The organism is Amycolatopsis sp. MtRt-6 (genome assembly GCF_017308975.1).
Lineage (GTDB): Bacteria > Actinomycetota > Actinomycetes > Mycobacteriales > Pseudonocardiaceae > Amycolatopsis.
The window spans coordinates 66,571-89,421 of the sequence record NZ_JADWPD010000006.1 but is presented as its reverse complement, the minus strand read 5'-3'; the positions used below and the strand labels follow the sequence as shown (position 1 = coordinate 89,421).

General features: G+C 71.5%; 19 protein-coding genes. 5 read left to right on the top strand and 14 right to left on the bottom strand.

What is annotated here, in order from left to right; genetic code table 11:
- Nucleotides 1-9 precede the first annotated feature (9 nt).
- Nucleotides 10-1,872: a glutamine--fructose-6-phosphate transaminase (isomerizing) gene (glmS, locus tag I4Q55_RS12880; RefSeq protein WP_206787701.1), complete on the bottom strand. Its 1,863-nt coding sequence runs from the start codon at nucleotides 1,870-1,872 to the stop codon at nucleotides 10-12.
- Between the two features lie 199 nt (nucleotides 1,873-2,071).
- Between glmS and I4Q55_RS12875 the strand changes: the two genes are divergently transcribed.
- Nucleotides 2,072-2,890 carry a dienelactone hydrolase family protein gene (locus I4Q55_RS12875; protein WP_206787692.1) on the top strand — a complete coding sequence of 273 codons (819 nt, stop codon included), beginning with the start codon at nucleotides 2,072-2,074 and terminating at the stop codon, nucleotides 2,888-2,890.
- A gap of 22 nt (nucleotides 2,891-2,912) precedes the next feature.
- Here I4Q55_RS12875 and I4Q55_RS12870 read toward each other — a convergent pair whose 3' ends face one another.
- The 5 genes from I4Q55_RS12870 to I4Q55_RS12850 all read right to left on the bottom strand — a co-directional run bounded on the left by I4Q55_RS12870 (nucleotide 2,913) and on the right by I4Q55_RS12850 (nucleotide 8,171).
- On the bottom strand, nucleotides 2,913-3,377 hold the full coding sequence (locus I4Q55_RS12870; protein ID WP_206787689.1) for a hypothetical protein: 465 nt from the start codon (nucleotides 3,375-3,377) through the stop codon (nucleotides 2,913-2,915).
- A gap of 19 nt (nucleotides 3,378-3,396) precedes the next feature.
- Nucleotides 3,397-5,922 (bottom strand): WXG100 family type VII secretion target, encoded by a 2,526-nt coding sequence (locus I4Q55_RS12865; RefSeq protein WP_206787686.1) that lies wholly within the window; start codon nucleotides 5,920-5,922, stop codon nucleotides 3,397-3,399.
- Complete coding sequence (locus I4Q55_RS12860; protein WP_242545873.1) at nucleotides 5,922-6,236, bottom strand: hypothetical protein; 315 nt, start codon at nucleotides 6,234-6,236, stop codon at nucleotides 5,922-5,924. Before I4Q55_RS12860 ends, I4Q55_RS12865 begins: the two co-directional genes overlap by 1 nt.
- Nucleotides 6,237-6,388: 152 nt before the next feature.
- The gene (locus I4Q55_RS12855; protein WP_206787684.1) at nucleotides 6,389-6,649 is read right to left on the bottom strand and encodes an acyl carrier protein; all 261 of its coding nucleotides are present in this window, start codon (nucleotides 6,647-6,649) and stop codon (nucleotides 6,389-6,391) included.
- Complete coding sequence (locus I4Q55_RS12850) at nucleotides 6,642-8,171, bottom strand: fatty acyl-AMP ligase (protein WP_206787682.1); 1,530 nt, start codon at nucleotides 8,169-8,171, stop codon at nucleotides 6,642-6,644. Before I4Q55_RS12850 ends, I4Q55_RS12855 begins: the two co-directional genes overlap by 8 nt.
- A gap of 30 nt (nucleotides 8,172-8,201) precedes the next feature.
- Here I4Q55_RS12850 and I4Q55_RS12845 point away from each other — a divergent pair, with 30 nt between their 5' ends.
- Nucleotides 8,202-9,083, top strand: coding sequence for a cytochrome P450 (locus tag I4Q55_RS12845; protein WP_206787680.1), 882 nt, complete (start codon nucleotides 8,202-8,204; stop codon nucleotides 9,081-9,083).
- On the opposite strand, the gene glmM is transcribed toward I4Q55_RS12845, so the two are convergent.
- The 3 genes from glmM to rplM form a co-directional block, all read right to left on the bottom strand.
- Entirely contained in the window at nucleotides 9,069-10,403 is a 1,335-nt protein-coding gene (gene glmM / locus I4Q55_RS12840; RefSeq protein WP_206787679.1) for a phosphoglucosamine mutase, read from the bottom strand. The two genes, I4Q55_RS12845 and glmM, sit on opposite strands and share 15 nt — an antisense overlap.
- Before the next feature lie 275 nt (nucleotides 10,404-10,678).
- Nucleotides 10,679-11,179: a 30S ribosomal protein S9 gene (gene rpsI, locus I4Q55_RS12835; protein ID WP_091304664.1), complete on the bottom strand. Its 501-nt coding sequence runs from the start codon at nucleotides 11,177-11,179 to the stop codon at nucleotides 10,679-10,681.
- Nucleotides 11,180-11,193: 14 nt separating this feature from the next.
- Entirely contained in the window at nucleotides 11,194-11,646 is a 453-nt protein-coding gene (rplM, locus tag I4Q55_RS12830; RefSeq protein ID WP_004560141.1) for a 50S ribosomal protein L13, read from the bottom strand.
- Between the two features lie 260 nt (nucleotides 11,647-11,906).
- Between rplM and I4Q55_RS12825 the strand changes: the two genes are divergently transcribed.
- Together I4Q55_RS12825 and I4Q55_RS12820 are read left to right on the top strand one after the other, a co-directional pair.
- Nucleotides 11,907-12,803 (top strand): hypothetical protein, encoded by an 897-nt coding sequence (locus I4Q55_RS12825; RefSeq protein WP_206787677.1) that lies wholly within the window; start codon nucleotides 11,907-11,909, stop codon nucleotides 12,801-12,803.
- A gap of 29 nt (nucleotides 12,804-12,832) precedes the next feature.
- Nucleotides 12,833-13,645: a DUF4333 domain-containing protein gene (locus I4Q55_RS12820; RefSeq protein WP_206787675.1), complete on the top strand. Its 813-nt coding sequence runs from the start codon at nucleotides 12,833-12,835 to the stop codon at nucleotides 13,643-13,645.
- A gap of 94 nt (nucleotides 13,646-13,739) precedes the next feature.
- On the opposite strand, the gene I4Q55_RS12815 is transcribed toward I4Q55_RS12820, so the two are convergent.
- The 5 genes from I4Q55_RS12815 to eccCa form a co-directional block, all read right to left on the bottom strand.
- A complete protein-coding gene (locus I4Q55_RS12815) occupies nucleotides 13,740-14,033 on the bottom strand; it encodes a WXG100 family type VII secretion target (RefSeq protein ID WP_206787673.1) in 294 nt (97 codons plus the stop codon).
- A 60-nt stretch (nucleotides 14,034-14,093) separates the two neighbouring features.
- Entirely contained in the window at nucleotides 14,094-14,411 is a 318-nt protein-coding gene (locus I4Q55_RS12810; protein ID WP_206787671.1) for a WXG100 family type VII secretion target, read from the bottom strand.
- A gap of 256 nt (nucleotides 14,412-14,667) precedes the next feature.
- Entirely contained in the window at nucleotides 14,668-15,015 is a 348-nt protein-coding gene (locus tag I4Q55_RS12805; protein WP_206787669.1) for a hypothetical protein, read from the bottom strand.
- A gap of 14 nt (nucleotides 15,016-15,029) precedes the next feature.
- A complete protein-coding gene (locus I4Q55_RS12800; protein WP_206787667.1) occupies nucleotides 15,030-17,060 on the bottom strand; it encodes a type VII secretion-associated protein in 2,031 nt (676 codons plus the stop codon).
- A gap of 106 nt (nucleotides 17,061-17,166) precedes the next feature.
- Complete coding sequence (gene eccCa / locus I4Q55_RS12795) at nucleotides 17,167-21,177, bottom strand: type VII secretion protein EccCa (RefSeq protein ID WP_206787665.1); 4,011 nt, start codon at nucleotides 21,175-21,177, stop codon at nucleotides 17,167-17,169.
- A gap of 307 nt (nucleotides 21,178-21,484) precedes the next feature.
- Here eccCa and eccD point away from each other — a divergent pair, with 307 nt between their 5' ends.
- Nucleotides 21,485-22,849 (top strand): type VII secretion integral membrane protein EccD, encoded by a 1,365-nt coding sequence (gene eccD / locus I4Q55_RS12790; protein ID WP_206787657.1) that lies wholly within the window; start codon nucleotides 21,485-21,487, stop codon nucleotides 22,847-22,849.
- The last annotated feature ends 2 nt before the right edge of the window (nucleotides 22,850-22,851 follow it).

Below are 22,851 nucleotides of genomic sequence, written 5' to 3'. Positions count from 1 at the left end.
ACCCCCGGCTTACTCGACGGTGACGGACTTCGCCAGGTTACGCGGCTTGTCGACGTCGTACCCGCGGGCGCGGGCGATCTCCGCGGCCAGCACCTGCAGCGGCACGGTGGACACCAGCGGCTGCAGCAGCGTCGGCACCGCGGGGACCTCGATGAGCTCGTCGGCGAACGGCCGGACCGTCTCGTCGCCCTCCTCGGCGATGACGATCGTGCGGGCGCCGCGGGCCTGGATCTCGCTGATGTTCGACACGAGCTTCGAGTGCAGCACCGCGCGGCCCTTGGGCGACGGCATCACGACGACGACCGGCAGGCCGTCTTCGATCAGCGCGATCGGGCCGTGCTTGAGCTCGCCGGCGGCGAAGCCCTCGGCGTGCATGTACGCGAGTTCCTTGAGCTTCAGCGCGCCTTCGAGGGCGACCGGGAAGCCGACGTGGCGGCCGAGGAACAGGATCGCCTTCGAGTCGGCGATCCGCCGGCCGAGGTCGCGCACCTGCTCCACAGTGGACAGTACCTTTTGGACGGCCGCGGGCATGGCCTCCAGCTCGGCGAACTCGCGGGCGACCTCGTCCGGGTACTTCGTGCCGCGGGCCTGCGCCAGCGCCAGGCCGACCAGGTAGTTGGCCGCGATCTGGGCGAGGAACGCCTTGGTCGAGGCGACGCCGATCTCGGGCCCGGCGTGGGTGTAGAGGACGGCGTCGGACTCACGCGGGATCTGCGCGCCGTTGGTGTTGCAGACGGCGAGGACGCGGGCCTTCTGCTCCCGCGCGTGCCGGACGGCTTCGAGCGTGTCCGCCGTCTCACCGGACTGGGACACGGCGACGACCAGCGTGTCACGGTCGAGGACCGGGTCGCGGTAGCGGAACTCGGACGCCAGCTCGACCTCGACCGGCAGCCGCGTCCAGTGTTCGATGGCGTACTTGGCGACCAGGCCGGAGTGGTAGGCCGACCCGCAGGCGACGACGAAGACCTTGTCGACGTCGCGGAGGTCCTGGTCGGAGATGCGCTGCTCGTCGAGGATGATCCGGCCGGACTCGAAGTGCCCGCGCAGCGTGTTGGCCAGCGCTTCGGGCTGCTCTTCGATCTCCTTGAGCATGAAGTACTCGTGGCCGCCCTTCTCGGCGGCGCTCAGGTCCCAGTCGACCGTGAAGGGCTTGGCCTGGGCGGCGTCGCCGTGGAAGTCGAGGACGTCGTAGCCCTCGCGGGTGATGACGACGAGCTGGTCCTGCCCGAGTTCGACGGCTTCGCGGGTGTGCTCGATGAAGGCGGCGACGTCCGATGCGACGAAGTGCTCACCGTCGCCGACCCCGACGACCAGCGGCGACGACCGGCGCGCGGCGACGATCGTGTCCGGGTGGTCGGCGTGCGTGACGACCAGCGTGAACGCGCCTTCGAGGCGGCGGCAGACGGCGGCGACGCTGGCGGTGAGGTCGCCCTTGGTGTCGCCTTCGGTGTACGCGCGGGCCACCAGGTGGGCGGCGGTTTCGGTGTCGGTGTCGCTGGCCATCTCGACACCGTCGGCTTCGAGCTCGGCGCGTAGGGCGGCGAAGTTTTCGATGATGCCGTTGTGCACGACGGCGACGCGCTCCGAGGCGTCCCGGTGCGGGTGCGAGTTGCGGTCGATCGGCGCGCCGTGGGTGGCCCAGCGGGTGTGCCCCATGCCGGCGGTGCCGCCGAAGCGCTCACGGCCGACCTCGTCGAGCCGGCCTTCCAGGTTGGCCAGCCGGCCCGCCTTGCGCTCGACGGTCAGCGCGCCGGCGCCGTCGAGGACCGCGACACCGGCGGAGTCGTAACCGCGGTACTCCATGCGCCGGAGCCCACCGAGGACGACGTCCAGAGCCGGGCGGTGCCCGACATATCCCACGATTCCACACACGCGCACCAGCCTAACGAGGGACATTCAGCGGGTTGACGGGGTGGGCGAACGGCCTTCGACCTGCGCTGACGTGGTCCCGGTGGTTCGAACCAATGCGGTGCACCGAGCGCTCGTCCCGATCACCCCAATGTGGCGTTGGTTGCGTGGGGGCGGGGTGGCGGGCGAGCCGTGGGCGGGCTCGCACAGTAGGGTTCCGGCCATGGCCAGCAAGCCCAAACAGCTGCTCGCGGAGTTGACGCACCCGGGTCCGCACGAGGTCCTGCGGGGCAACCTCGCCCTGGTCGGGTTGCCCGGCGTGGTGTTCACGCCGCGGGCCGGGCTGGGGCTGCCCGCCGTCGCCTTCGGGCACGGCTGGCTGCAGCCGCCCGACCGGTACCGGGGGCTGCTGCGCCACCTTGCGAGCTGGGGCATCGTCGCCGCCGCGCCGGCCACTCAACGGGGGCCGCTGCCCTCGCACCGGCTGCTCGCCGCCGACCTGCTGACCACCCTCGACGTCGTCACCACCGTCCGGCTCGGTCCCGACGGCATCAGCGTCGACCCCGCCAAGCTCGGCCTCGCCGGCCACTCGACCGGCGGCGGCTCCGCCGTTCTCGCCGCGGCTCAGGAAGCCCAGAGCAAGCGGATCAAGGCCGTCGCCACCATCACCGCGGCGCAGACGCTCCCGCCCGCCACCGAGTCGGCGAAGGCGATCACCGTGCCCGGTCTGCACCTCGCCGCCGATGGCGACCTCGTCGCTCCCGCCGTCGCGCACGCCGAAGCCATCGTCGGCGCCTGGGGTGGCGACGACGTCCAGCTGCGGTTCCTCGGCAAGGCGTCCCACCTGGGCGTCACCGAAGGCAAGCACTGGTCGCAGCTGATCATGCACGGCAAGCCGCACCGCGGGACGCAGCAGCTCACGCGCGCGCTGTTCACCGCGTTCTTCCTGACCCACCTGACCGGCACCGACAAGTACCGGCCCCTGCTCGAGGCGGACGTCAAGCGCGCCCCCATCGAGCGTGCGGAAGAGCCCGCCCACTGACGCGGACGGGCTCTTCGCGGACTCAGACCAGCCAGCTCGTGCTGGAGAAGTCGTCCTCGTCGTCGGGCTGACGCGCGTGGCGGCCACGCCGCGGCGGCTCGGGCGCGGCGGCCGGCGGTTCCGGCGCCGGTTCCGGGCGCGGCGGGACTGCGGCCGCCGGAGTGCCGTAGCTCGGCGTCGGGTAGTTCGTGTAGCCGGTGTCCGCCTCTTCGTCGTGGACGCCGAACTCCATCAGCGACTCACGCGACTTGTCGGCCAGCGTCTTCTCCGTCGCCCAGCCGCCCGCGCTCTGCTTGCGCTTGTTGAGCTCGTCCATGTGCTCGGCGTACTTCTGCGCGGCGGCCAGCTCCTTCTGCATGCCCTCGCGGGCCTGCTGCTGGGCCTCGGCGAGCCGGCGTTCACGCAGCCCCCGCTGCTCGTCCTGCTCGCGCGCGGCGGCTTCCATCGTCGAAACCGCCGCCCGGTACCGGTCTTCGGCGCTGGTCATCGGCCCTCCTCGGCCCTCGTCACCGGTCGTACCGGATCGAACGGTCACCCTCGTCGTCGAGCGAGCCGCTGATCCGGCCCTTCGCGCCGCTGGTCTCGAACACGCCGCCCTCGATGCGGTACTGGCTGGCGCCGCGCTGCTGGTCGCCGCCACCGCCGCCCGGCGCGCCGCCCATGCCGCCCATCATCCCCATGCCGCCCATGCCGGACATCCCGCTCATGCTCGACGAGCTCGCCGCGGCCTGGTGCATCCCGGGGTCGACCGGGGTGGCGCCGAGCCCGCCGCCGCCGTCGGACATCGGCAGTGACGCGTCGCTGCCCGTGTGGGCACCCGGGTCGAGCGAGACGGCGCCGGCGAAGTCCGGCGACCCGCCGCCGGTGACGGCCGAGCCGAAGTCGCTCGCCCCGGCCGTCGTCGTCGCGTCACCGGAAGCGGCGCCGGCGCCGGCACCCGCGTCGGCCGTGGCCACCGCGGGCTCGGCCCCGACACTGCCGCCGCCGAGGTCGCCGTCGAAGCCGCCGGGCGCGCTGAACCCGCCGCCGCCACCCGAGGCCCCTTCGCTGCGCGTGAAGCCCGGGTCTGGGTTGGCCGGGGCGGGATCCTTCGTCAGCGGGGATTCGGCGTTCGGGTCGTGCCGGATGTCCGCGCCGACGCCGTCGGCCACCGGCTTGACGTCCGCCTTGAGCCCGTCGGCCTTGAGGTCGCCCGCCTTCGGGTCGTCCTTCTCGTCCAGGGTGTAGGTGGTCGGCTCGCCCTTGCCGTCGTCGACCGTCACGATCGTCGGGCCGTCCGGGCCCTCCGGCCGCTCCGCGGTGATCTTGAGGTTGCCGTCCTGGATGTGGATCTTGCCGTCCGGGCCCGGCTTGTACGAGCCGTCCGCGGAGGGTTGCCCCTCCTTCACCGCCTGCTGGCTGCCCTGCGGCCCGAAGGTCGCCTTGTCGCCGTCCTTGGCCGCGCCGTCCTTGCCCGCCTCGGCCTTGTCGTCGTCACCCCAGTCGAGGTGGTAGTCCTTCTTGTGGCCTTGGCCGTCGTCCACCGAGATGTCCTGCTTGCCCTGCGCGTCGGGCTCGGACATCGTGATCGTGTTGTCGCCCTTCTTGACCGAGACCGTGTCCGTGTCGTCGGTGTCCTTGATGGCTTCGCCGGTCTTCGGGTCGATCGGGTACGGCTCCCCGGTGGCCGGGTCGACCTCCAGGGGCTTCCCGGTGATCGGGTTCTTGCCCTCTTCGGGCTTCGCGGGCTCCTCGGCCTTCGGGGGCTCGACCGCCGACGGCGTCGTGGAGCCGCTCCCGGTGCTGCCGGTGCTGCCCGACCCGGTGCTGCCCGTGCTGCCGGTGCCGGTGCTCCCGGTGTTCCCCGTGTTGCCGGTGTTCCCGGTGTTCCCGGTGTTCCCGGTGTTGCCGCCGCCCTCGTTCTTGGCTTCGGTCAGCTGGTTGCGGTAGCCGTCCATGTACCGCGCCAGCGCGCCGAACTGCTGGTCGATCGTGTCCTTGGCGGTTTTGCAGGAGCCGTCGAACGCGGTGATCAGGCTGTTGTACTCCTTCGAAAACGCACCGTCGCGCCAGTAGCGGCAGACGTTCCGGCCGTATTCGATGTTCTCGTCGTTGAAGCAGCCGTCGTCGTTCTGCAGGCGCTCGGCGAGGTTCGAGTTGTTGCCGTTCTTCGCGTTGACCGCGTCGATCCAGCCGGCGACCTTCATGAAGTCGTCGAACTCCTCGGTTTCGCCGTTGGCGATCTTGAGGACGTCCTTGGCCATCGGGATGTCGGCTTCGGCGATCACCGGGCGGTGCAGCTGCAGGACTTCGTCGACCTTCTTCTTGACCGCGGTGTAAACCTGCGTCACGGTCTGCGGGATCAGCTTCGCCGCCCCGTCGATCTGCTGCGAAAGCTCTTTGGCGTGCGGCTTGATCGACTCGTCGTACTTGATCTCCGCGGCGTTGGCGCCCTTGCCCTTCCACGCGTCGAAGAGGGTCTGGAGCTCCGTGTCGCTCTTGGCGAGCGCCTCCTCGACGACCTTGTGGGCCTTGCTCAGGTCGTCGGCGTCGGTGAGGAACTTCTGATACTGGATCCCCCGGTTCTCGTGGAACTTGTCCTTGAGCTCCTTCTGGGAATCCTTCTTGCCGCCGAACTTGTTCCAGACCTCGTCGGTCCACTTCGCGAGCATGTCGACCGCGACGTTGCCCTGGTCGAGCTGCTCGTCGGAACTCTTCGCGCCGGCCCCGAGCGTCGGCGCGGCGATGCCGTCGAGGTTCTTCTTCGCCTGGTCACGCTGGGCGGTGTCGCGATCGTGTTCCTGCTTCTTGGCCGCCGCTTCCTGCTGGGCTTCCTTCAGCGCTTCGTCGACGTCGGACGACGACCCCGGCAGCCAGTCGTCGTTGATGCTGACGCTGTCGGTGTAGTTCTCGATGTATTTGGCGGCGTACGCCTCTTCTTCGTCATTGAAGTTGATCGTGTCCTCGCTGTATTCCTCCATCAGCTTGGACTTGGTTTCCATCGAGACGTTCGGGTCGTCGAGGACCTTCTTGATGTCAGCCCATTCGGCCATCAGCGGTTACCCCCGGCCTGGTTCGCCTGCGCGCCGGCGTTCGCTTCCTGCGCGGTGTACTTGGCGCCGGCCGACCCGATCCCGCTGCCCAGGTTCAGGAGGGCGTTCGACAGCCCGGTCATGCCCGCGCCGATCTCGTCGATCCCGGCCTTGTACTTGCCGAAGCTCTCCTGGTGCACGCGACCGAAGTCCACGGCGACGATCGCGGTCGGCGCGACCTTCTTCGCTTCGTTCGCCGGGTCGTCGGCGACATCCGCCAGGCGAACCTGCGCCCGCGTCATCGCCTCCGAACTTGCTTCATACCCGTTCGGCATGGTCGCTGCCCCCTTCGATCCCACAGGTCCCTCTTGCGTTCCGGGACTGTGACGCGCCCGGACACCAATCGGTGCCGTCGCAGATGCACACAGAGTCTAGCGTTCACCCGGGCGGCTCACCTGGGCTTCCGCCAAGTGCACCCGGCCGGGACCTACTCGTGCGCGTGCTGCGCCGCGACCGCCTCGGCGATCACCTCGGCGACACCGCGGATGTCCACCAGCCGGTCGAGCTCGTCGATGTCGACCGAGACGCCGTAGGTCACCTCGACCCGCGACAGCAGCTGGATCCGCTGCCGGGACGTCATGCCGAGGTCGTCGAACGGCGTCGTCTCGGTGAGCCGCTCGGGCGGGATCTCCAGCGCGAAGCTGATGATCCGGCGGATCTCGTCGACGTAGGTGCCCGGGTCAGCCATGGCGCTCATTCTCGCCCCACCAGCGCTCGCGGGCCGCGGCGCGGGCGACCTTGCCGCTGGAGGTCCGCGGCACCTCGCCCGGCCGCACCAGCCACAGGGCACGCAGCGGCAGGTCGTGGCCCGCCGAGACCGCCCGCCGCACGGCCGTCTCGACCGCCTCGTCCGGCGCGGCGCACCCGGCGACGACCGCGACGCCTTCGCCGTGGCCGTCCCGCACGGCGAAGGCGGCCACGCGCCGGATGCTCGGGTGCGCGGCTTCGACGGTGGCCTCGATGTCCTGCGGGTGGTGGTTGCGGCCGTCGACGATGATCAGGTCCTTGAGGCGTCCGGTGACGTACAGCTCGCCGTCGTGGACGAAGCCGAGGTCGCCGGTGCGCAGCCAGCCGTCCGGGGCGAGCACGTCGTCCCGGCCCCAGTAGCCGTCGGCGACGTTGGGGCCGGACACCTGGATCTCTTTGTCGACAATGCGGATCCGCTGGCCGAAGGGCCGCCCCACCGACACGCGCGGCTCGCCGTCGAACGCCGTGATCGTCGGCCCCTCGTCACCCGCGCTGGTGACGAACACGGTCGCCTCGGCCAGGCCGTAGCACGGCTTCTGCGCGGCCCGCGGCAGCCCGAAGGGGGCGAAGGCCCGCTCGAAGGCCTCGACGGTGGCCGCGCGGACCGGCTCGCTGCCGTTGAGCAGCGAGTTCACCCGCGAAAGGTCGACGGCTTCGAGGTCGCCCGCCGCTTCGGCGGCCAGGTCGAAGGCGAAGTTCGGGGCGGCGCTGACGACGCCCGGCAGCTCGGCCAGCAGCCGGATCCAGCGCAGCGGGTCGCGCACGAACTCCATCGGCGTGCAGAACACCGACCGCGAGCCGAGGAAGACGGGCGTGCCGATGAGCAGGACCAGGCCCATGTCGTGGAAGAAGGGCACCCAGCCGGCCAGCGGGGTCGACGCGTCGGCGTGGTAGCACCGCGTCGTCTGCCAGCAGGCGGCCACCAGCGCGCGGTGCGAGATGACCGCGCCGGCCGGGTGGCGCGTCGAGCCGGACGTGTACTGCAGGTACGCGGGATCGGTCATCGCCACGGCGGCGGGCGGCTCGGCGGCGTCGTCCGCGATGTCCTCGATCACGAGCGCGGTCACCGGCGGGAGCTTGTCCACGAGGTTCTTCGAGGTCAGGCAGGCCGCCGGGGTGGCGTCCGCGAAGGCCGGCCCGACCCGGGCGCGGCCGGTGCGGCCGGTCGGGACGGACAGCGGCACCGCGACGCGGCCCGCGTAGAGCGTCCCGAGGAAGGCGGTGACGTAGCCGAGGTCCTGCCGGGCGACGATCGCCACCCGGTCACCTGGCCGGGTGACACGCCGCACCTCGCGGGCGACCCCGCGGACGCGGGCCAGCACCTGCGGCCAGGTCAGCGTGTGGTCGGTGGGGCCCGGGAAGGTGCGGCAGGTGAAGGCCGGCCGGTCTTCGAGGGCGTTGCGCAGCAAGTAGTCCGTGAACGGCGTGGCCAGGACGTCTTCCGGGACTGCTGCGGGCGGCACGGGCCCATCCTGCCCTACGGTGTCGAAGCGATGGACGAGTTCGAACGGCACGGCATCGCCGTGGTCTCCGGCCGCGACGCGTGCGCGCGGGCCCTGCGGTCGCCCGAGCTGACGTCGGATCCCGGCGCGGGCTCGCCCAGCGTGCTGCTGCGCGACGGCGAAGATCACACCCGGGTGCGCGCGGTGCTGCGGGAGATCATCGCCGGGCTGGAGCCGTTCCCGGCTGCCCTGCGGGCGTCGATCGAGGACGTGGTGGCCGGGCTGGGGCCGGCGTTCGACCTCGTGCGCGACTTCGCGCGGCCGGTGGCGGGGCTGGTGACGTCGGCGGTGCTCGGGATCGACCTGGACGACGGTTTCCTCGACCGCCTGGAGGCGACGACGGCGAACCTCGACGTCTTCGGCGGCGCGGACCGGGCCGGTCAGGCGGCGGCGTTCCGGCTCGCGGTGCAGCTGAGCCGGACCCCGGCCGGGCCCGGCGGGCTGTCGGCGTTGCGGGCGGCCCACGCGGCCGGCCGGCTCGACGAGGACGAACTGGTGATCAACGCCGTGGTGCTGGCCCACGCGGCGTACGAGAACTCACTGAACTTCCTGGCCTGCGCCGGGCTGGAACTCGCTTCGGGCCCGCGGCCCGTGCGTGAGCTGGTGACGGCGATCTGCCCGGCCCGGTACGTCCTGCGGTTCGGCCCGGACGGCCCGGTGGCGATCTCCCTGGCCGACGGGCTGCCGTTCGGCCTGGGCCGCCACGCGTGCCCGGGCTCCGGCGTGGCGGTGGCCGAGGGCGAGATCGCGCTGGGCGCGTTGGCGAAGCTGCTCGGCGGCGAGTGCCGGGTGGGCGAAGTGCGCTGGAAGACCCACCCGGTCTTCCACGGCCTCGAGAAGGCCGTGGTCACCCTCGCGTCAGGAAACCGCTGAAACGACCCCGGCGAGCCGGTCGGCCGCGGCCTGCGCCGTGGCCTGGGCCGTGGCCTCGACCATCACGCGGACCAGCTGCTCGGTACCGGACGGGCGCAGCAGCACCCGGCCTTCCTCGCCCAGCTCGGCCTCCACCTCGCCGACGGCGGTACGGACCTCGGACGAGTCCGCCACCGCGGCCTTGTCGGCCACCGGGACGTTGACCAGGACCTGGGGCAGGCGGTTCATCACGGCCGCCAGGTCGGCCAGGGACTTGCCCGTCTCGGCCATGCGGCTCATCAGGCGCAACGCCGTCAGCAGGCCGTCGCCGGTCGTGGCGTGGGCCGGGAGCACGACGTGGCCCGACTGCTCGCCGCCGAGGGCGAAGCCGCCCGAGCGCAGCTCCTCCAGGACGTACCGGTCGCCCACCGCCGCCGTGACGACCGTGACGCCGTGCGCCTTCATCGCCAGGTGCAGGCCGAGGTTGCTCATCACGGTCGCGACCAGCGTGTCCTTGGTCAGCTCGCCGGACTCGGCCAGCGCGAGCGCCAGGACCGCCATGATCTGGTCGCCGTCCACGAGCTCGCCGGCGGAGTCGACGGCCACGCAGCGGTCGGCGTCGCCGTCGTGCGCGATGCCGAGGTCGGCACCGTGGGCGACGACCGCCTCGCGCAGCTTCTCCGGGTGGTTGGAGCCGCAGTGCTGGTTGATGTTGATGCCGTCCGGGTCGGCGTGCAGCGCGACGACCTCGGCCCCGGCGCGGCGGTAGACCTCGGGTGCGGCGGCCGACGAGGCCCCGTTGGCGCAGTCGACGACCACCTTGAGCCCGGCCAGCCGGTGCGGGGTGGCGTCGAGCAGGTGGGCGGCGTAGCGGTCGAGGGCGTCTTCGACGTCCGTGACGCGCCCCACACCGGCGCCCGTCGGGCGGACGGCGTCGGCGGACAGGCCGGCTTCGATCTCGTCCTCGATGCCGTCGGGGAGCTTGTGCCCGCCCGCGGCGAAGAGCTTGATGCCGTTGTCGGGCATCGGGTTGTGCGACGCGGAGATCATCACGCCGAGGTCGGCGTCGAGCGCGCCGACCAGGTAGGCGACGGCCGGCGTGGGCAGCACCCCGACGCGGCGCACGTCGGCCCCGGCGGACGTCAGGCCCGCCACGACCGCGGCTTCCAGCATCTCGCCGCTGGCGCGCGGGTCGCGGCCGACGACCGCGACCGGCCGGTGCGAGCGGTCGTGCGCGGCGAGCACGCGGGCGGCGCTGGCGGCCAGCGCCATGGCCAGCTCCGGCGTCAGCTCGGCGTTGGCCAGGCCACGGACCCCGTCGGTACCGAACAGGCGTGCCATCGATCGACCTCCTTGTGGGAACACCACGACAACCTAGCGATCCTGACGGACCGCGATCCCCCCTGGATTGTCGTTCCGGACCCCCGGAACGACACGGATCCCCCTGAAAACGCCGGAGCGCCCAACCCCTGGGCCGTTGTGCGCGCCCGGGGGGTGGGCTACCCCCCGTTGTGTGTGTTGCCGCCCCCCCGTAACCCCAGGTACCCCCATTAAACCGCCGGAGCGCCCATCCGATGGACGGATGGGCGCTCCGGTGGGTTGCGCCAACGGCGCGATCAGCGCTTGCTGTACTGCGGGGCCTTGCGGGCCTTCTTGAGGCCGTACTTCTTCCGCTCCGTGGCGCGCGCGTCACGGGTCAGGAAGCCGGCCTTCTTGAGGGCCGGGCGGTCGTCGGCGTCGACCTCGACGAGCGCGCGGGCGATCGCCAGGCGCAGCGCGCCGGCCTGACCCGAGACGCCGCCGCCCTTGAGGTTGGCGAAGATGTCGAAGGAGTCCGGCTTCTCGACCGTGACCAGCGGCTCGCGGATGAGCTGCTGGTGCACCTTGTTCGGGAAGTACTCCTCGAGGGTGCGGCCGTTGAGCTTGAACTCGCCGGTGCCCGGGACGACCCGCACGCGGACGACGGCTTCCTTGCGGCGGCCGACGGTCTGCGCGTTGCCGCCGGCGGCACGCGACGGACGCGGCGCGGCGGGGGTCTCGCTGGTCGCGACGGCGCCGGTCTCGGTCGCCTCGGTGGTCTCGACGACCTCGGGGGCCTCGGTCTCGGTGCTGGTCACAGACTGTTCCTCACTCACTGCGCGACCTGCGCGATCTTGGTGATCTCGCGCGCCTGCGGCTGCTGCGCGGCGTGCGGGTGCTGCGGGCCGGCGTACACCTTCAGCTTCTTCGCCTGGGCGCGGCCGAGCTTGTTCTTCGGCAGCATGCCCTTGACGACCTTCTCGACAAGGTGCTCGGGCTTGGTGTCCAGCAGCTCGCCGAACGAGCGCTTCCGCAGACCGCCCGGGTAACCGCTGTGCCGGTACGCGAACTTCTGCTCCCGCTTGTTACCGGTGAGCGCGACCTTCTCGGCGTTGACGATGATGACGAAGTCACCGGTGTCCACGTGCGGGGCGTAGGTCGGCTTGTGCTTGCCGCGCAGCAGCGTGGCGACCTCGGTCGCCAGCCGTCCGAGCACGACATCCTCGGCGTCGATCACGTGCCAGGCACGAGTGACGTCGCCGGGCTTGGGGCTGTACGTGGGCAAGGGTCTACCTCGTCGTCAACATTGCGTGTGGGTTCTGTGCGGGCCTAGCGCTTACGCGCCGCAGCGCACAACGACATATGAAGATACCCCCACGGTCACCGCACCCGCGCATCGGGGGTGGTGGAAGCGCCCATACTAGGCTCCGAGCGGCCCGGGCGCAGCGGCACTCTACCGGATTTTTCCCGCCGAAGCGCCTGCACTCGCCGCCGCGACACGCGAGGATGGGGCCATCCGGGCGACACACGCGAGCAGGGGACGGCATGAGGAAACGACCGACGGCGATCTTCGTCATGGGCGCCCTGCTGGCCCTGGTGGTCAGCGCGTGCGGCCAGGCGAAGGCGGGCACCGCGCTCCCGAAGGGCGACGACGCGGCGGACTACGTCGGCGCCAAGTTCGAGCAGGTGATCGGCAAGCTCTCCGACGCCATCACCGACTCGCGCGACGTCACCAACTCGCTGGACGCCTACTTCAAGTTCGACGACAAGTGGATCCACAGCACGGTGACGTCGGCGCGCACCGGCAGCCCGGAGAGCCGGGCGGTGCGGCACCGGTCGCAGAAGAACCCGGACGAGATCATCGACACGTACACGCCCGCGGACGGCACGGTCGAGTACACCTACCTCGGCCCGGTGTACGTGCAGAAGGGCGTCTCGCCGACGGCGTGGGTGTCGATGCCGAAGCCGGAGGGCGGCCTGGTCGTGCCGTGCGCCTGGGGCGGCGTGCTGACACCGTGCCGGATGGCCGACTCGACCGTGGCCGCCTACAAGGCCGACAAGCGGGCCGTCCGCGGGGCGAAGAGCCTCGGCGACGGCAAGACCGCGCTGACGGTGAACGTGCCGTTCGGGGTCTTCGTCGAAAAGCGGGTCGAGATCCTGCCGGCGAGCCTGACGAGCCAGATCGGGCCGGAGCTGAAGAAGGCCGCGGTCCCGGCCACGATCACGCTGAACCCGGACGGCAGCCTCGGCTCCTTCGTGATGGAGGCCAAGTTCGCCGGCGACGGCCACCAGCTCGAGCTCAAGTACGACTTCCGGTTCACCGGCAAGGCCAGCCGGCAGGACATGCCGAAGCTGCCGGACGCGAGCCAGATCACGGTGCTGCCCGACCGGGCGGCGATGGACGACTTCTACCGCCGGCTCGGCGAAGCGCAGGGCAGCTGAGGCGTGACCACGACCCGAGGTGATCTCCGATGACGCAGCCGCCCGACCCGCAGCAGCAGCCGCAGTGGTGGCAGCCGCCCGCCGCCGGCGCCGCACCGCAGCCCGGCACAGCCCAGCCCGGCGCGTGGCAGGCCGGCACACCCCAGTCCGGCACGCCGCAGCCCGATGCGTGGCAGCCCGGCACACCCCAGCCCGGCACAGCCCAGCCCGGCGCGTGGCAGCCCGAGCAGCAGGCGACCGGGCCGCACGCCGGGCAGTGGCAGCAGCAGCCCGCCGACCCGGGGGCGACCGGCTCCTACACCGGCCAGTGGAACCCGGGGCAGCCGTCGGGGTCGTTCTCCGGGCCGTGGCAGCCGGGGCAGCAGAGCGGGCCGTGGCAGCCGCCCTCCCAGCCGACGCCGCAGCAGCAGCCGCCGACGCCCGGCCATGGGCAGCAGCAGCCGCCGCAGCCGCAGTACGGCGGCGGCGGGTTCCAGCCGTCGCAGTACGGCGGTCTCGGCGCGTTCCCGGCCGAGCCCGCGAAGACGCCGAAGTCGAAGAAGCCGGCGCTGATCGCCGGCGCGGCGGTCCTGGTGCTCGCTCTCGGCGGCGGTGCGGCGTGGCTGCTGGGCGCGTTCCGCGGGGACGTGCTGGAGCAACAGTCCCTTCAGGACGGTGTGGTCAAGGTCCTCAACGAGAACTACGGCGAGCCCGACGTGAAGAACGCGCAGTGCCCGGCGAACGAAGCCGCGCGGAACGGCACGACGTTCGACTGCACGGTGACCATCGGCGGGCAGCAGAAGAAGGTGACCGTGCGGGTGCTCAACGACCGGCCCGAGTACGAGGTCGGCGCGCCACACTGAGTTTCCCTTGCCCGGAAACAGGCTCTGCTGCCCAAAGAAAACGGCGGGCCCCGCACCGGAGTGCGGGCCCGCCGTGGTTTCCGGGGCTACCGGCTCAGAACAGGCCTTCGACGGCGTTGTCCGTCTGCTGGTAACCGTCGGCGATCTGCGGCAGGGCGGCGGCGATCTGCGCCAGAACCTGCTTCAGGTCCTCGAACTTCTGGTCCCAGGTGCGCTGGGCCTGGTCGTACTGCTCCTTCGCGGAACCGGTCCAGGTGGTGGTCAGCGGACGCAGGTCGTCCTTGAGGCGGTCGAAGGCCGCCTGCAGCTCGCCCCCGGTCTGCGTGCAGTCGTCCGCGGCCGCGCGGATGGTGGCGTAATTGACGACAATGCCGGCGCCATCAGGCATGATGTGCTCCTTTTGTGCTGAGAAAGTTCAGGTGAATGACAGGAAAGTTCAGGAACGAGATCAGCCGAGGGCGTCGAAGCCGCGGTTCACGGCGCCGAGGATCTCCTGCTGCTGCTGCTCGGAGCGCTCGTACTTGGAGCCGGCCTCGCGGAGCAGCTCGCCGATACGCTGCAGCGCCTGGTTCATGCCGCGGGCGTCCTCGTCGAAGCGCATCATCACGTGGTCGAACGCCTTCTGCGCCTCACCCTGCCAGCCGGCGCGGGTGGCCTCGATGCGGTCGCGGAGCGTCGAGAGGTTCTGGTCCATCTGAGCGCGGACCTCGGTGACGCGGCCCTCGGCATCAGTGAACTGGGCGACTGTTCCCTGGAATCCAGCCATGCTGGAACCCCCTTCTAAAGAGTGTTGGTCGGCCGCAACCGTGCTTCTTGGTTCGTACGGCCCTACGACGCAGACACTGCCACGTCCGGTTCCCCCGTGTCGTGGTTTGCCCGGAAGTAGTTGCTTGCGTGAACGCTCATCCTGGGAACCGGTCGCCGCGGGTATCCGGGGAACACCACGAACCGGTGGCGCATCACCCGAAAAAGTGTTCCCCACCAGGGGGGTTAGCACGCGCACAGCGATCGCCGCGCGGGTTTCACTGATCGCGCTGCATGATTCGCATCTGGGAAAAGTCCTCGTCCTCATCACCCGATCGAGGGGTTCGCGGGGCGGGTTGCGAACGCGAAGGAACCGGATCGGGAACCGCGGGAACCGCCAGCCCCCGGGCGCGGCGGAACCGTTCGGCGGCCGCGCGCAGCGTTCCCGGCGTCGGGTCGCCGGACTTCGTGCCGCGCCCGCTCTGCTTCAGCAGTTCGGCGTTCTCGCTGTGCCGTCGCCGGCTGCGCGCGAGCGCGTTCCCGGCGACGCGCCGGGAATGCGTCACCGCGTCCTGGCCGATCCGCTTGAAGGACGCCGCAGCGCTCTCGAATTCTTCGGACGGCACCGCGTGCCCTCCTCTCAGTTGAGGATTTCGACCGTGCGCACGGCCTGCGCGCAGGCCGTCGCGACCCGGTCCCGCAACGGGGCCGTGGCGTACTGGCAGCCGACGTGGACGCGGACCCGGCCCTTCGCCACGACGTACCAGTCGACCTGGAGGTCGGGCCGGTCCGGCTTGCTCTCGTGGTACCCGATCACCGTCTTGCCGGCGTAGGACAGGCTCGGGTTGAACGCGCTCCAGCGCTCCGGCTTGTCCGCGGCGAGGCGCCTGAGCTCGTCGACGAGCTTCTGCGGGTCCGCCGTCGCGTCGTAGTCCATGACGTACTCCTGCACGACCACGAGATCGTTGCCGTCGCGGGACTCCTGCGGGTGGATCACGACCTGCTTCTCGGCGACCCGGTCGTCGGTCTGGACCCAGTCCTCCGGCGCGACGAACTTGAAGTCGTACTGCGAGAGCGTCCGGCCGCTCTCGGTCCCGGAGCCCTTGAACACGAAGAACCCGCCGACGACGAGCGCGGCCACGACGACCACCGCGACCGCGACGACACCCGCGAGCTTCCGGCGGCCCTTCGCGGCCGGCTCGGGCGCGGGCCGGGCACCGGTGGCCGGGCCCGGCGGGTTCGGCGGGTTCTGGCGGCCGGGCGGTCCGGCGGGCGGGTTCCACGGCTGGGCCACCGGCTGGCCGTGGGGCGGCGACGGCGGGGCCGCGCGGTTCGGGAACCCGGCGGGCCCGGGCGGGGGCGGGACCGGCGCGCGGGGCGGCACCGGACGCTGGCCCGCGTCACCCGGGCGCGGGGCGACGTCGCCGGGGCGGACGACCTCCGTGCGCTGCGCCGCGGGGTTGAGGGCGCCGCCGGGCACGGCACCCAGCCGGGCCATCGCTTCCCCGGGCAGCGCGCCGGTGCGGTCCGGGTCCACCAGCACCGCCCGCAGCGCGCCGCGCGCGACGACCGTCTCGGGCTGGTCGAGGCTCGTCGGCACGACACCGGTGCGTTCGTGCACCAGCCGCGAGATCATCGGGATCCGGCTCGAGCCGCCGACCAGGAAGATCGCCGTGAGCTGCTGCGGCCGCAGGCCGGCGTCGCCGATCGCAGCGACCGTGAGCTCGACGGCCCGGCCCAGCGGCGCCGCGATCAGCCGTTCGAGATCCTCGCGCGTGACGTGCGCGTCGGCGAACGGCGGCGGCATCGGCACGTCGGTGTAGGCGTGCCGCGACAACGTCTCCTTCGCGCCCCGCACGTCCTGGCGCAGCACGCGGCGACGGCGCCGGTCGGCCAGCTCGCGTCCTTCGACGAGCTCGCGCCAGGCGCCCGGATCGGCCGCGGAGACCAGCGACCCCACGTGCTCCAGCAGCGCCTGGTCGATGTCCGCGCCGCCGAACCCGGGGTCGCCCCGGGTGGCGAGTACCTGGAAGCCGCCGCGCTGCGGACGGCCGGCCCGGCCCCGCGTGGTGTCCGGCGGCAGCCGCCGCACCACGCTGACGTCGACCGTGCCGCCGCCGAGGTCGAGCACCGCGAGGGCGTCGCCGGGGCGGCCGCTGAACTCGACGGTGCGGTCGTTCGCCACTTCCTGCGGCGCGAACGTCGCCGCGTGGTACACCGCCGCCGCGACCGGCTCCGGCACCAGCGCGACCTCGCGCGCCAGCCCGCCCGCGGCCTGCCGCAGCAGCCGGGTGCGGATCGCGCCCCAGTCGGCCGGGTGGGTCAGCACGAGCAGGTCGACCTCGGCGTCGCCGGCCAAGCGACGCGCTTCGGACACCGCGCGCCCCAGCACGGCGTGCACGACGTCGGTGACCCGCAGGACGTTCTCGCCGAGCAGCAGCTCGCCCTCGTCGATCCGGCGCTTCGGGTGCGGCTCGTACCGCGACGGGTCGACGGCCGCCTGCCGCTCGGCTTCCTGGCCGACGAACAGCGTGCCGTCCGCCGCCGCGTACACCGCCGAGGACATCAGCGGCTGGCCGTCGATCACCACGACCTGCGGTTCGCGCCCGTTGACCGAGGCGACGACGCAGGTGCTCGATGTCCCGAAGTCGACCGCAACCCGGACCGTCACCAGCAGCTCCCGCACATTCCGTCGCGATCCCCCGCGCCCGGCCGCCGGGACGCACCCTCGGGGAGGAACCTACCCACCTCGCCGAGAGCGCGTCCGGCCGCCGTGTCTAGTCCGGCTGGATCCACGACACCTGGATCAGCTGCTTGCCGTTCTTCCGGGTCAGCAGGTTGCCCCGGCCCGGCGGCATCGCACTCGGCTTGATGTTGCCGACCAGCGCGCCTTCGTCGCGCGAGCCGTTCATCACCATGCCCGGCGCCGCGATCTCCTTGAGCTTGCCGATGATCGGGTCGTACATCGCCTTGCTCGCGCCGCCGGTGCGCCGCACGACGACCAGGTGCAGGCCGACGTCCTTGGCCTGCGGCAGGAAGTCGGAGAGCTTGCGCAGCGGGTTGTTCGTCGACGTGGCGACCAGGTCGTAGTCGTCGACCAGGATGAACAGCTCCGGCCCCTTCCACCAGGACCGGGTCTTCAGCTGCTCCTGCGTGACGTCCGGGCCGGGCAGGCGGCGCGTCATCGAGTTGAAGACGTCGCCGACCATGCTTTCCAGCTGTGCGGACGAAACCGCGTACCCGAGCAGCGAGTCGCCCTGGATGAAGCCGAGCATCGTGCGCCGGTAGTCGACCAGCAGGATGAGCGCTTCCTTCGCGGTGTAGCGCTCCGAGATGCCCCGGGCGATCTGCCGCAGCAGGTTCGTCTTGCCCGACTCGCCGTCCGCGAAGGCGTAGAAGTGCGGCTCGGCGTTGAAGTCGATGTAGATCGGCTGCAGATCCTCTTCGTTGACGCCGATCGGGATCAGCTTGGAATCCCGTGCGGTGTCGAGCTTCAGCACGTCCTCGTAGGTGATCAGCTCCGGCAGCAGGCGGACCTGCGGCGCGACGCGGCCGCGCCAGGCGCCCTTGATCTTCGCCACCGCGTCGGCCACGCCGGCCGCGATCGTCTCCGGGTCGCTGGACCCGTCGATCCGGGGCAGGCCGCCCAGCATGTGCAGCTTCTCCCGGGTGAGGCCGCGGCCCGGCCGCCCGGCCGGGATGTTCACCGCGACGCGCCGGTCGATGTCCGACTCGGTCGGGTCACCGAGGCGCAGCTCGAACCGGGTGCCCAGCATGTCCTTGATCGCCGGGCGGATGTCGGCCCATCGGTTGGCGGCGATCATCACGTGCACGCCGTAGGACAGACCCTGCGTGGCGAGCCGGGTGATCGTGGTTTCGAGCTCTTCGAAGTCGTCGCGCAGGGCTCGCCAGTTGTCCACGATCAGGAACGCGTCGCCGAACGGGTCCTGCTCCGGCCGGATCTCCCCGCGGCGCTTGCGGTTGCGGAACTCGGTCATCGAGTCGATGCCCATCGCCCCGAACCGGCCTTCCCGCTCGGTGAGCAGGGTGGTCAGCTCGGCCACGATCCGGCGGGCCTTGTCCGGCTCGCGCCGGGCCACCGCGACGCCACCGACGTGCGGCAGGTCCGCGAGCCCGGCCAGCGTGCCACCACCGAGGTCGAGGCAGTAGAACTGCGCTTCCTCCGGCGTGTGCGTCAGCGCCATCGACATGATCAGCGTCCGCAGCATGGTCGACTTGCCCGTCTGCGGGCCGCCGACGATCACGCCGTGGCCCGCCGCACCGGAGAAGTCCGCCCACAGCGGGTCGCGGCGCTGCTCGTACGGCCGGTCGATGATGCCCAGCGGCACCTGCAGCCGCCCGTTGCCGAAGTAGCCGACCGGGGACAGGCCGCGGTCGTCGGTCGGGTTCAGGTTGGGCAGCAGCGTGTCGAGCGAGTTCGGGTCCTTCAGCGGCGGCAGCCACACCTCGTGCGCCGGCGGGCCCTGGCCGACCAGGCGCGAGACGATGACGTCGAGCTCGCTGGGTTCGACCGCCTCCTCCGACTGCGGCTGCTGCTGGACCGGCGCCTCGATCTGCTGCGGCTCCGGCTCCTTCGGCAGCTCGACGAAGTCCGGGACGAACAGCTGCGGCCGCTTGTCCGCGCGGACCACGGTCGCCGCCGGGCCCGCCGCCTTGAGGCCGGCCGGCCGGTACGGGCCCGAGACGTAGGACGCCTTGAACCGCACCAGCGTCGAGGTGTCGTACTTGAGGTACCCGCCACCGGGGACCGACGGCAGCTCGAACGCGTCCGGCACGCCGATCGCGGCGCGGGATTCCGCCGCCGAGAACGTCTTCAGGCCGATCCGGTACGACAGGTGCGAGTCGAGGCCGCGCAGCTTGCCTTCTTCGAGGCGCTGCGAGGCGAGCAGCATGTGCATCTGCAGCGACCGGCCCAGCCGGCCGATGGCGACGAACAGGTCGATGAAGTCCGGCTTCGCCGACAGCAGCTCGGAGAACTCGTCGCAGACGATGAAGAGGGCGGGCAGCGGGTCGAGGTCGGCGCCGTTTTCACGGGCCTTCTCGTATTCCCAGACGTTCTTGAAGTTGCCGCCGTTCTTCAGCGCTTCCTGACGCCGGTTCATTTCGCCGGCCAGGGCGTCCTTCATGCGGTCGACCAGCGTGACCTCGTCCGCGAGGTTGGTGATGACCGCGGAGACGTGCGGGGCCTTGTCGAGGCCGAGGAACGTCGCGCCACCCTTGAAGTCGACGAGGACGAAGTTGAGGGTGCTCGACGAGTGCGTGGCCAGCAGGCCCAGCACCAGCGTGCGGAGGAACTCCGACTTACCGGAACCGGTGGCGCCGATGCACAGGCCGTGCGGGCCCATGCCCTCGGCGGCGGCTTCCTTGATGTCCAGCTCGACCGGCTGGCCGTACTCCCCGACGCCGAACGGCACGCGGTAGCGGTCGCGGATCGGCCGGGGCCGCCACGCCTGCTGGACGTCGAACGTCATCGGGTCGCCGGGGATGCCGAGCAGCTCCAGCAGCGACGGGTTGGACAGCAACGGCTCTTCGTCGCCGACGTCCTGGCCCGCGGCACCGCCGACGCGGTACGGCGAGATCAGCCGGGCCAGCGACTCGGTCTCGACCAGGCTGAGGGTGTCCGGCCGGCCGAACCACTCGACGCCGCCGGCGCTGCGCGCGCCCAGCCTGTCGGCCTCGACGACCAGCCGGAGGCCGCGGCGGGCGGCGAGGTTGCCGAGGGAGTCGGACAGGTCGATCAGCGTGACGCCGACCAGGCCCTCCTCCAGGACGATCTGCTCTTCGCGGGTGACCTCGGCGTCGTCGATGATGATGACGACATGCGGCTGGTCCGGCGCCGGCGTGGCGTTGCGGGAGAAACGCTGGCGGTCACGCAGCTCTTCGTCGAGCCAGTCTTCGATCTGGGCCAGCGAGCCGGCCATCATGCGGAGCTGGCCGATGCCGTCCGACAGCGTGGGGTGCTGGACGTGCGGCAGCCACTTCGCCCACTCCCACTCCTCCTTCGCCCGGCCCGCGGTGGCGACCGCGATCAGGACGTCGTCGGGGCTGTGGAAGGAGACGAGCTGCGCGAGCATGGCGCGGGTGAGGCCGCGGGTCAGGGCGCGGTCGCCCTGCATGCTGACCGCGGCGAACCCGCGGAGGGTGATCTGGGTCGGCAGGTCGGGGACGATCGAGTGCGCGCGCACGAACCGGCGCAGCGCGAGGGTGGCGATCGGCTCCAGCTCGTCGACCGGCCCGGTCTGCGGCGGGACCAGCCGCGTGGCGAGCCGGTGCGAGCTGCGCCCGACGCGCAGGTGCAGGAAGTCCTGGTCGTTCTGCCGCCGTTCCCACATCCGCCGGCTGGCGGCCAGCGACCAGAGGGACTGCGGGTCGGGGTGCACCCATTCCAGGGCGGCGCGCTGGTCGACCATCGCCTCGCGGGCGCGGTCGCGCATCTGGCCCAGGTAGCGGAGGTAGTCCTTGCGGTCTTCGTCCATTTCGGCGCGCCTGGCGCCGCCGCCCTTGCCGCTGCCGCCTGCCATCATCCCGAGCGTCCCGACGACCATCATGCCGCCCATGGCCATCATCATCGGGTTCCGGTTGCTGGCCTGGAACATGAAGACCATCATCCCGAGCGACGCGACGATCATGACGATCGGAAGCGCCTTCATGACGATGTTCCCGGGGATGACCCGGGGCACCTCGGGCGGCGGCTCGAGGTGCACCTCACCGCCCGGCGGCCGCGGTGCCGCCAGCCGCGGCGACTTCTTGAACTGCAGCGTGCTCATCGAAGGACCCCTCATTCAAACTCGACGATGGCGGCCACCGCGCTTGGTGCGCGACCAACCTATCGAACGCCTCCGTGGAATTCCGCCGGATGCCGGAACCGCCCGGTAACGCTGTCTCACCGTCGTGGGGCGAGTGTACGGCCCACCACCGACAGTAATGCCGCGTTCGTTGCCCTGAGCTGCGGTTGCCGGTGAATTTCGGACGTTCGATGATGCCCGCACCGGGCTTCGGTATAAGTTCCCCCGGGAGACGTCTCATCAGAGCGGGGGCAGTGCAGTGGCTACGGGCACGACAGTATTCAGCAGGGTGACGGTCGTCGCGCCGTCCACCCGGATCGACGTGGCGCTGCCCGCCGACGTCGCGGTGGCCGATCTGCTGCCGATGCTGCTGGACATGGCCAAGGAGACCGCGCCCGACGGCGGGGCCCGCCACGGCGGCTGGGCGCTGGCGAAGCTCGGGGACGCCCCGCTCGACCCGAGCCGCACGCTGGCCTCGCTCGGCGTGGTCGACGGTGAGCTGCTCCAGCTGCGCAAGCGCAACGAAAACCCGCCGCCGCCGCTGTACGACGACGTCGTCGACGCCATCGCCGAATCCTCCCCGGACAGCTTCCGGCCGTGGACCAAGGAGACGGCGAACCGGTTCGGGCACGTCGCCGGCGGGCTGGCGCTGTTCGCCGCCGCCGTCGCGCTGTTCATGAGCGGTTCCTTCTACGGCGGCAGCGCGCTCGGCGCGGCCATCGCCGGCGGCATCGCCGCGATCGCCTGCGTCGCGATCGGCGCGACCCTCGCCAAGGGCTACCAGGCCGAGGCGACCGGCGTGCTGATCGCCGCGGCCGGCGGCCTGCCGCTGGCCTTCGTCAGCGGCTTCTACATCGTGCCGGGCCTCTCGCTGCGGGCGAACCTGCTGCTCGGCGCGGTCCTGGTGATCATCGTCGCCTCGGTCTGCATCATGGTCATCGGCGCCGGCATCACGACGTTCATCGCCGCGGCGACCGCCGGCACCTTCGGCGCGCTGGCCTTCCTGTTCGGCACGCTCGTCGCGCACCCGGCGGCCGGCATCGCGGCCGGCACGGTCGCCGTCGCCCTCGCCTGCATCTCGATCCTGCCGCGCGCCACGATCTGGCTCGCGAAGCTGCCGCTGCCGCACGTCCCGAGCAACGCCGAGGAGCTGAAGGAAGACTCCGGCTTCCCCGACTACCGGGCGATCGAGCGCCGCACGGCGATCGCGCACAACTACATGACCGGCCTGATGGTCGGCTGCGGTGCCACGGTGGCGATCTCGGCGATCATCGCGGCGAGCGCGCCCGGGGCGTTCGGGATCATCCTCGGCGTCGTCGCGACGCTCGTCCTGCTGCTGCGCGCCCGCGCGTACGCCAACGGCAGCCAGGCGATCGCCCTGCTCACCACCGGCCTGGTCTCGGCCACCGGGATCGCCATCGGCTGGCTCGTCTCGGCGAGCGCGCAGAACCGCCTGCTCTACGTCTTCGGCCTGCTGATCCTGCTCGCCGCGGGCGCGCTCGTGGTCGGCGTGATCTTCCCGAACCAGCGGTTCTCGCCGCCGCTGCGCCGCACGGTGGAGATCATCGAAGCGATCTGCATCGCCTCGGTGCTGCCGCTGGCCCTCGGGGTCATGGACCTCTACACCACTCTGCGGCACCTGAACTTCAAGTGACC

Bases quoted from the DNA above. Each gene is read 5' to 3' on its own strand.
- I4Q55_RS12870 (WP_206787689.1), bottom strand. From the start codon at position 3,377: ATGACCAGCGCCGAAGACCGGTACCGGGCGGCGGTTTCGACGATGGAA.
- I4Q55_RS12820 (WP_206787675.1), top strand. From the start codon at position 12,833: ATGACGCAGCCGCCCGACCCGCAGCAGCAGCCGCAGTGGTGGCAGCCG.
- I4Q55_RS12860 (WP_242545873.1), bottom strand. From the start codon at position 6,236: ATGCCGAACGGGTATGAAGCAAGTTCGGAGGCGATGACGCGGGCGCAG.
- eccCa (WP_206787665.1), bottom strand. From the start codon at position 21,177: ATGAGCACGCTGCAGTTCAAGAAGTCGCCGCGGCTGGCGGCACCGCGG.
- I4Q55_RS12855 (WP_206787684.1), bottom strand. From the start codon at position 6,649: ATGGCTGACCCGGGCACCTACGTCGACGAGATCCGCCGGATCATCAGC.
- I4Q55_RS12815 (WP_206787673.1), bottom strand. From the start codon at position 14,033: ATGCCTGATGGCGCCGGCATTGTCGTCAATTACGCCACCATCCGCGCG.
- I4Q55_RS12865 (WP_206787686.1), bottom strand. From the start codon at position 5,922: ATGGCCGAATGGGCTGACATCAAGAAGGTCCTCGACGACCCGAACGTC.
- I4Q55_RS12810 (WP_206787671.1), bottom strand. From the start codon at position 14,411: ATGGCTGGATTCCAGGGAACAGTCGCCCAGTTCACTGATGCCGAGGGC.
- glmM (WP_206787679.1), bottom strand. From the start codon at position 10,403: ATGGCACGCCTGTTCGGTACCGACGGGGTCCGTGGCCTGGCCAACGCC.
- I4Q55_RS12875 (WP_206787692.1), top strand. From the start codon at position 2,072: ATGGCCAGCAAGCCCAAACAGCTGCTCGCGGAGTTGACGCACCCGGGT.
- I4Q55_RS12825 (WP_206787677.1), top strand. From the start codon at position 11,907: ATGAGGAAACGACCGACGGCGATCTTCGTCATGGGCGCCCTGCTGGCC.
- I4Q55_RS12845 (WP_206787680.1), top strand. From the start codon at position 8,202: ATGGACGAGTTCGAACGGCACGGCATCGCCGTGGTCTCCGGCCGCGAC.